The sequence below is a fragment of the Streptomyces sp. KLMMK genome (assembly GCF_036961605.1).
GTDB lineage: Bacteria > Actinomycetota > Actinomycetes > Streptomycetales > Streptomycetaceae > Streptomyces > Streptomyces telluris.
On the sequence record NZ_JBAMDC010000332.1, the window covers coordinates 1 to 7326 of the forward strand.

At 72.7% G+C, this 7326-nt stretch carries 7 protein-coding genes and 1 pseudogene; 6 read left to right on the forward strand and 2 right to left on the reverse strand.

Translation table 11 applies throughout. From position 1 onward, the window contains the following. The 4 genes and pseudogenes from V7793_RS29960 to V7793_RS29975 form a co-directional block, all read left to right on the forward strand. A pseudogene (locus V7793_RS29960) lies at positions 1–722 on the forward strand (serine/threonine protein kinase); the annotation flags it as partial. Between the two features lie 138 nt (positions 723–860). Continuing rightward, positions 861–2141: a PspC domain-containing protein gene (locus V7793_RS29965; RefSeq protein WP_336012325.1), complete on the forward strand. Its 1281-nt coding sequence runs from the start codon at positions 861–863 to the stop codon at positions 2139–2141. After that, positions 2138–2821, forward strand: coding sequence for a LuxR C-terminal-related transcriptional regulator (locus tag V7793_RS29970; RefSeq protein ID WP_179082261.1), 684 nt, complete (start codon positions 2138–2140; stop codon positions 2819–2821). Before V7793_RS29965 ends, V7793_RS29970 begins: the two co-directional genes overlap by 4 nt. A 205-nt stretch (positions 2822–3026) precedes the next feature. After that, the gene (locus V7793_RS29975; protein ID WP_336012330.1) at positions 3027–4142 is read left to right on the forward strand and encodes an alpha/beta hydrolase; all 1116 of its coding nucleotides are present in this window, start codon (positions 3027–3029) and stop codon (positions 4140–4142) included. A gap of 79 nt (positions 4143–4221) precedes the next feature. Here the strand turns inward: V7793_RS29975 and V7793_RS29980 are convergent, their stop codons facing one another. Beyond that, positions 4222–4728: a MarR family winged helix-turn-helix transcriptional regulator gene (locus V7793_RS29980; RefSeq protein ID WP_336012333.1), complete on the reverse strand. Its 507-nt coding sequence runs from the start codon at positions 4726–4728 to the stop codon at positions 4222–4224. Between the two features lie 113 nt (positions 4729–4841). Here V7793_RS29980 and V7793_RS29985 point away from each other — a divergent pair, with 113 nt between their 5' ends. Next, positions 4842–5585 (forward strand): hypothetical protein, encoded by a 744-nt coding sequence (locus tag V7793_RS29985; protein WP_336012335.1) that lies wholly within the window; start codon positions 4842–4844, stop codon positions 5583–5585. 80 nt (positions 5586–5665) lie between these two features. Beyond that, positions 5666–6931 (forward strand): MFS transporter, encoded by a 1266-nt coding sequence (locus tag V7793_RS29990; protein WP_336012338.1) that lies wholly within the window; start codon positions 5666–5668, stop codon positions 6929–6931. Positions 6932–7014: 83 nt separating this feature from the next. Here the strand turns inward: V7793_RS29990 and V7793_RS29995 are convergent. Next, a partial coding sequence (locus tag V7793_RS29995; protein WP_336012341.1) for a C40 family peptidase occupies positions 7015–7326 on the reverse strand: 312 nt, incomplete at its 5' end.

Below are 7326 nucleotides of genomic sequence, written 5' to 3' on the forward strand. Positions count from 1 at the left end.
CCGGCCCGGCTCCGGGCCCGGATTCGGACACGAAGGCCGGGGGCGGCGCCCGCGCCGCCCGTAGCGCGCACACGGGCCGTGGCCACCGCCCCGTCCTGTGGAGCGCCCTGGCCCTCGTCACCGTCGCCGGCATCGCGGCCGGCGCGTACTTCATGACCGGCGGCGGCCAGGAGGACGACGACCCCGCCCCCCGCGCCGCGTCCGGCCAGGAAGCCTCTGCGAGCCCGGGCGGGAAGAAGAGCGCGGGCCCGTCACCGGTGCCGGACCCGCCGCGCGGCTACCACCTGGTGTCGGAGAAGGCGGCCGGCGTCTCCTTCCCCGTGCCGGACGGATGGAAGCGCGGGAAGCTCAAGGAGAGCGACGAGATCCTCTACATCGACCCGAGCGGCCTGGTGGGCCTGCGGGTCTCCGTCTTCGACCTCGCGAGCAGCGACCCGCTCCAGCGCTGGAAGGACGACGAGACGAAGTCGGTCAAGGAGGGCAAGCTGCCCGGCTACCACCAGCTGCGCATGCAGGGCACGGAGTACCGCGGGCTGCCCGCGGCGATCTGGGAGTTCACCTGGCAGGGCCGGGCGCGCGAATACCGGGCCGCCGACCTCGGATTCGGCCGCCCGGGCGGGAAGGAGTACGCGATCTACCTCTCGGCGCCCAAGGCCGACTGGCACAAGCACAGCCAGGTCTTCGACGTGGTGCGCGAAGGGTTCCGGCCCGCCGCCCAGTAGATCCCGTCACCGGCGGGCAGACGTCCCGTCACCGGCAGGCAGGCGTCCCGTCGCCGGCGGACGCACCGTCACCAGTAGGGGTCCCGTCAGGGGCGAACCCTGATGCCGCGGCCCCCGCGGACATGTGACGATCAGTACATGACCGCCCCCGCCCGCCCGCAGCACCCCGACGGCCCACCCCTGCGCAAGCTCTACCGCAGCGCCGAGGGCCGCATGCTCGGCGGTGTCGCGCGCGGGCTCGCCGGGCACCTGGGCCTGCCGGTCTCCTGGGTGCGCCTGGTCTTCGTCGCGCTGCTGATGGCCCAGGGCATGGGCGCCGTGCTGTACGCGGTGTTCTGGTTCGTGGTGCCGCTCGGGGTGGGCGGCGTCGACGCCCCGCGCCAGGCCTCCGCCGAGACGGGCTCCGACGGCCGCCGGCGCCTCTTCGCCCGCAAGCCGGACCGCGGGCAGGTCGTCGCGCTCGTCGCCCTGGTCATCGGCGCCGCGATCTTCGTCGACAACCTCCACCTCGGCCGCGCCAACGCCTACATCTGGCCGCTGCTGCTCGTCTGCGCGGGCGTCGCCCTCGTCTGGCGCCAGGCCGACAACGCCCGCCGGGCCCACTGGATGGAGGTCGGCCGCAGCAAGCGGGTCCTGCCGCTCGCGCGCGCCGCGGCCGGCGTGGTCCTCGCCGCCGCCGGCGTCACGGGCATCGTCGTCCTCCAGGGCTCCGCCGCACACCTGGGCACCGTCCTGCAGGCGTCGCTGGCGGTCCTGGTCGGCATAGCGCTGCTGGCCGGTCCCTCCCTGGTGCGCATGACGCAGGACCTCTCCGCCGAGCGCACGATGCGCATCCGGGCCCAGGAGCGCGCCGAGGTCGCGGCCCACGTCCACGACTCCGTCCTGCACACCCTCACCCTGATCCAGCGCAACGCCGAGGACGCCCGCGAAGTGGCCCGCCTGGCCCGGGCCCAGGAACGCGAGCTGCGCGCCTGGCTCTACCGGCCCGAGGGCCGGGGGAAGGACGAGGCCGAGCAGCCCGACACCCTCGCCGAGGCCGTCAAGGCCACCGCGGCCGAGGTCGAGGACTACCACGGGGTGCCCATCGAGGTGGTCGTCGTCGGCGACTGCCCGCTGGACGAACGCCTGGCCGCCCAGATGCAAGCCGCCCGTGAGGCCATGGTCAACGCCGCCAAGTACGGTGGCGAAGGCGGCGCCGTCCAGGTGTACGCCGAGGTTGAGGGGCGTACGGTCTTCCTCTCCGTGCGCGACCGCGGCCCCGGCTTCGACCTGGACGCGGTGCCGGACGACCGCATGGGCGTCCGCGAATCCATCATCGGCCGGATGCAGCGCAACGGCGGCACGGCGAGACTGCGGTCCGTGCCCGGTGGGGGAACCGAAGTGGAGCTGGAAATGGAGAGGGCGGAGAACGCGTCATGACGACCGAAGAGACGGTGCAGCGCCACGCACGGGTCGTGCTGGTGGACGACCACCGGATGTTCCGTACGGGCGTGCAGGCCGAGATCGGGGCCACCGACCGGACGGGCGTCGAGGTCGTCGGCGAGGCCGCCGACGTCGACCAGGCGGTCACCGTCATCACCGCCACCCGCCCCGAGGTCGTCCTGCTCGACGTCCACCTCCCCGGCGGCGGCGGGGTCGAGGTGCTGCGCCGCTGCGCGCCCCTGATGGCCGACGCCGAGCGCCCGGTCCGCTTCCTGGCCCTGTCCGTCTCCGACGCCGCGGAGGACGTCATCGGCGTCATCCGCGGCGGCGCCCGCGGCTACGTCACCAAGACCATCACCGGCGCGGATCTGATCGACGCCGTCTTCCGCGTCAAGGACGGCGACGCCGTCTTCTCGCCGCGGCTGGCCGGCTTCGTCCTCGACGCCTTCGCCTCCACCGACGCCCCGCCCGTCGACGAGGACCTCGACCGGCTCACCCAGCGCGAGCGCGAGGTGCTGCGCCTGATCGCCCGCGGCTACGCCTACAAGGAGATCGCCAAGCAGCTGTTCATCTCGGTGAAGACGGTCGAGTCGCACGTCTCGGCGGTGCTGCGCAAGCTCCAGCTCTCCAACCGCCACGAGCTGACCCGGTGGGCGACGGCCCGGCGCCTGGTCTGATCCCGCCCCGGATCCGCGGCGGGATCCTCGTCGCGGATCCCGCCGGGGACCGCCGCCCTTCCGGTCCGATTTCGGATAAGCCCGGCTCCCGCGGGGGGAGGGGCGGAACCCCGGCACCCCGCTCGCACTCTTGAACGGACGAGAGGCTCTCACTCGCGCAGGGCCCCGGCCCCGCGCGGGGCCCGAGATCCGAAACGAGAGCCCGATGAGCCTGACGGGGACCCCCTTCCTCCTCACCACGGTCGCGCTGGTCGTGGTGGCGCTCGTGCTGCCGCTCACGCTGTGGGGCAGGATCGGCGGCCCCAAGCTCGTACGGCACGCGGCGCGGCTGCTCATGCTGCTGTTCGCCCAGGTCACGGCCATAGCCATGGTCTTTGTGATGGTCAACAACGCCAACGGGCTCTTCGACAACTGGGACGACCTCCTCGGCACCGGCGACCACGTCCGGACCGCGGCCGACCTCGGCCCGGACGGCACCGGCGGCAAGAACCTCGACGCGGCCCCCAGGAACCCGCAGAAGTTCAAGCCCGCGTCCGACAAACGGATGGGCCAGGGCGTGCAGGAGACCCAGTTCAAGGGCCGCATATCGGGTGTGGAGGGCGAGGTCTACGTCTGGCTGCCGCCGCAGTACGACGACCCCGCGTACAAGGACAAGAAGTTCCCCGTGGTCGAGGTCCTCCCGGGCTTCCCCGGCTCGGCGAAGGCCTGGTTCGGCACGCTGGAGGTCAACAGCCGGCTCAAGCCGATGATGGAGAAGGGCGAGGTCGAGCCCTTCATCATCGTGGCCCCGCGCACCACGCTCCTCGGCGACGTGGACACCGGCTGCGCCAACATCACCGGCAAGGTCAACGCCGACACCTGGCTCAGCGTCGACGTCCGCAAGATGGTCACGGACACCTTCCGCGCGCAGGAGAAGCCCGAGGGCTGGGCCGTCGCGGGCTACTCGGCGGGCGCGCACTGCGCCGCCAAGCTGGCCGTCGCCCACCCCGACCGCTACCGCGCCGGCGTCAGCCTCTCCGGCTACAACGACCCCGCCGGCGAGCCCTCCTCGCTGACGGCGAAGACGCCCGGGCTGCGCGACGAGAACAACGTCCTGAAGATGCTCCAGCGGGCAAAGACCCCGCCGCACGTGGCGCTGTTCGTCTCCGGCGCGGAGGGCGACGGCTACCAGGGCGGCCTGGCGCTCAAGCAGGCGGCCAAGCCGCCGACGACGGTGCACGTGACCAAGGTCCCCGCGGGCGCGGGCGGCCACGGCACGGCCGTGTGGAAGCGGCAGGTCCCCGACGTCTTCCGCTGGCTCTCGCAGCAGATCAAGCCGTAGCCCGGCCGGGGCCGGCAGGGGTGGGGGCGGGATCCGGCCGGGGCCGTCCGCCGCCCGCATCCGGCGGCGGGGGCCTTGATCAGCTGAGCGTGGTGTCGCCCTGGGCCTCGAAGATCTTGCGCAGCCCCGAGGCGATCTGCTCGCACTCCTCCGGGGTCAGGACGGACAGGATCTCGTCGTAGTCCCGCAGGTGGGCGATCATGGCCTCGTCGATCAGTGCCTTGCCGCGCTCGGTGAGGCGGATCCGTACCGATCGCCGGTCGGCGCGGTCGCGGATCCGCTCGACCAGACCCTTGTCCTCCAAGCGGTCCAGGCGGTTCGTGATGGCGCCCGGGGACACCATGGCCGCCTTCGCGAAGGCGCCGGCGGTGAGCGTGTAGGGCGCGCCTGCGCGGCGCAGCGTGGACAGCACGTCGAACTCGCCCACGTTCACGCCGAATTCGTCACTGAGCCTCTTGAAGTGCTGGTCGTACACGCGCTGCATGCGGTGCATGCGCCCCAGCACCTCCACGGACCGCAGGCTGTCCGCCAGCTCGGGCCGCTCCTTGCGCCACTGCTCGATGACCAGGTCCACCGCATCGGTCACGTCATCACCCTCTCCGCGATTTTTTCAACCTTAAAAGACTTGACGTTGAACAAGCAAGCATGCTGTTATTTCAACGTCAAAAGATCTTGCGTTGAAGGAACTCAGGAGCAGCAATGACGACCGCGGACCACGGAACCCTGAAGCTCTCGTACTCCGACGGCCGGCCGGCCACCACCGGCGTCGAGGCGGTCAACCGCGTACTGCGCACGGTGGGCGTGCGGGTCAGCCGGGTTCCCGTTCCCGCGGCGGCCCACCCGCTTCTGGAGGCGTCCAAGGACCGGGCGCTCTCGGAAGCGGAAGGCGCGGAACTGCTCGCGCTGTTCAGCATGCACCGGGGGGAGCTGGTGGAGCAGATCGAGCTGGCCGGCCGCCGCCCGGAGGCCCATCGGGGCGGGTTCCTGAACACCTCCGAGGCCGGCGTTCCCCCGTACCCGAAGGTGTACGACATGAAGACGATGGACGCCGCCGCCCGGCACGCCGTCCAGGAGCGCTTCGGCAGGCTCCACGTGAACAGCTCCGACCACGGAGTCGGCGTCGACGAGGTGATGACGGTCGTCTCCGGCGGCCCGTGGACGTGGTTCTACCTGCTGCCCGACGGCGTGGTCGCGAAGCTGTCGGTGGGCGCGGTCGAAACCGGCGATCCGGCCTGGCGCGTGAGCTACCCCGGCCTGGGCCCCCACGGCGCCTACCTCGATGCCGGGCACGGCCTGATCGTGGCCTACGTCCACGGCCCCGAGAAGTTCGTCATGCGCTACGAGGAGCCGAGCGTGGACGGCGCACAGGCGCTGGGCACGAATCCGTGGATCGACTTCAGCGGCGACGCCCCGCGGCTGCTCGACGAAGTGACCGCGCACTGACCAGCGCCCACGGTGAACGCCCCGTGTCCCCCCTCTGATCCGCCCCTCACCCGCAGACACACGAACCGGCTGGAAGAGACATGCCCACCACCACCGGGGCGGCCGCCACGCGCACGCCCTCCCCCTCCTCTTCGCCCTCTCCTTCCTCTTCGCCCGCCCCCTCCGCCGTCGCCGAATCCGCGCGCCGCGTCCCCATCCTGTGGCTGGCGTTGCTCGCCACACCGGTCGCCGCCGCCAACAACGCGACCGTCCTGATCCTCGACGACATGGGCCGCGCACTCGGTATCAGCACCGCCGGCGCATCGTGGCTGGTCACCGTCTTCGCTCTGGCACTGGCGATCGCGACACCGCTGATCGCGACGCTGGTGCGCAGGCGCGGCACGCGCACCGCGCTGTGGCTGAGCGCCGCCTTCGTCGCCGCCGGGACCGCGGTGGTGGCCGCCTCGCCCTGGCTGCCGCTCACCCTCGCCGGACGGGCCGGCCAGGCCGCGGGCGGAGCGGGCATGGTGGCCATCGCCATGAACCTGGCCGGCACCGCCCGCCGCATGGGTGTGATCAGCGCCGGGACCGGGATCCTCGGCGCAGTGGGGCCGCTGCTCGGCGAGCGCCTCACCGGCACCGTCTCCTGGCGCGCAGCCCTGTCCGTCGTGATGGTCACCCTCCTGGCCGTCCCGGCTGTCAGCCGCCACACCACCCGGGTCCCGGCCGCCGAGGGCCGCTTCGACGCCCGGGGCGCGGTGCTGCTGGCGGTCCTCTCCAGCAGCCTCGTTCTGCTGCCGTCGAACCCGCTGCCCGCCCTCGCCGCGGCGGCCGTCACCGGCGTCCTGCTGTCCCTGCACATACGCCGCCGCCCGGACGGCTACGTCCCGGCAGCCGCCCTGCGTTCCCGGCTCTTCCGCGGTTCGGTCCTGATGGCCCTCGCCCTGTCCGCGTCGTACTTCACGCTGCTGTTCGCGATCCCGCGGCTGATCGCCGACCGGGCCGGCTGGCCGACCGGCTCCGTGGCCACGGGCCAGATGGCCGCCATGATCATCGGATCTCTGCTCACCCTCGTCTTCGCGGCCGTCGCCGCGCGCCTGGGGCGGACCAGGGTGCGGGCGATCCTGCTCGTGGTGGGGGTGCTCGCCGCAACGGCAGCGGTCTTCGCCCACAGCGCGGTCATCCTGTTCGCGGCGATCGGCCTCGCCGTCTTCAGCGCGACCGGTGTCAACGCCACCCAGTCCATGGTCGCGGCCTCCGCCGTCCCCGATGCCCAGCGCCCCACCGGTATCGGCCTGTTCCAGCTCTCCTACCTCATGGGCGGAGCCCTCGGCCCGGCGCTCGCCACCCTGCTGGTCCTCGGCTAGCGCCTGCGTAAAGGCGGGCGTTGCGTCCGGCGTCCCTTCGCAGACCACGAGAGCGCCGCGGGCCCGCACCGGCCCTGCGGCGCTCACACCGGTCGCGACGCCCCCGCGAAGGGCATCTCGTCGACCGGGGCGATCCGGACCGGCGCACCCGGGTGCGGGGCGTGGATCATCCGCCCGCCGCCGATGTAGAGCCCGACGTGGCTGATGCCCGAGTAGAAGAACACCAGGTCGCCGGGGGCGAGCGCGCTCCGGGAGATCCGCCGGCCCGCGTTGATCTGCGTGTACGTGGTGCGCGGCAGCGAGACGCCCGCCGCCTGCCAGGCGGCCTTGGTGAGCCCGGAGCAGTCGAAGGCGGCGGGCCCGGTCGCCCCCCACACGTAGGGCTTGCCGAGCGC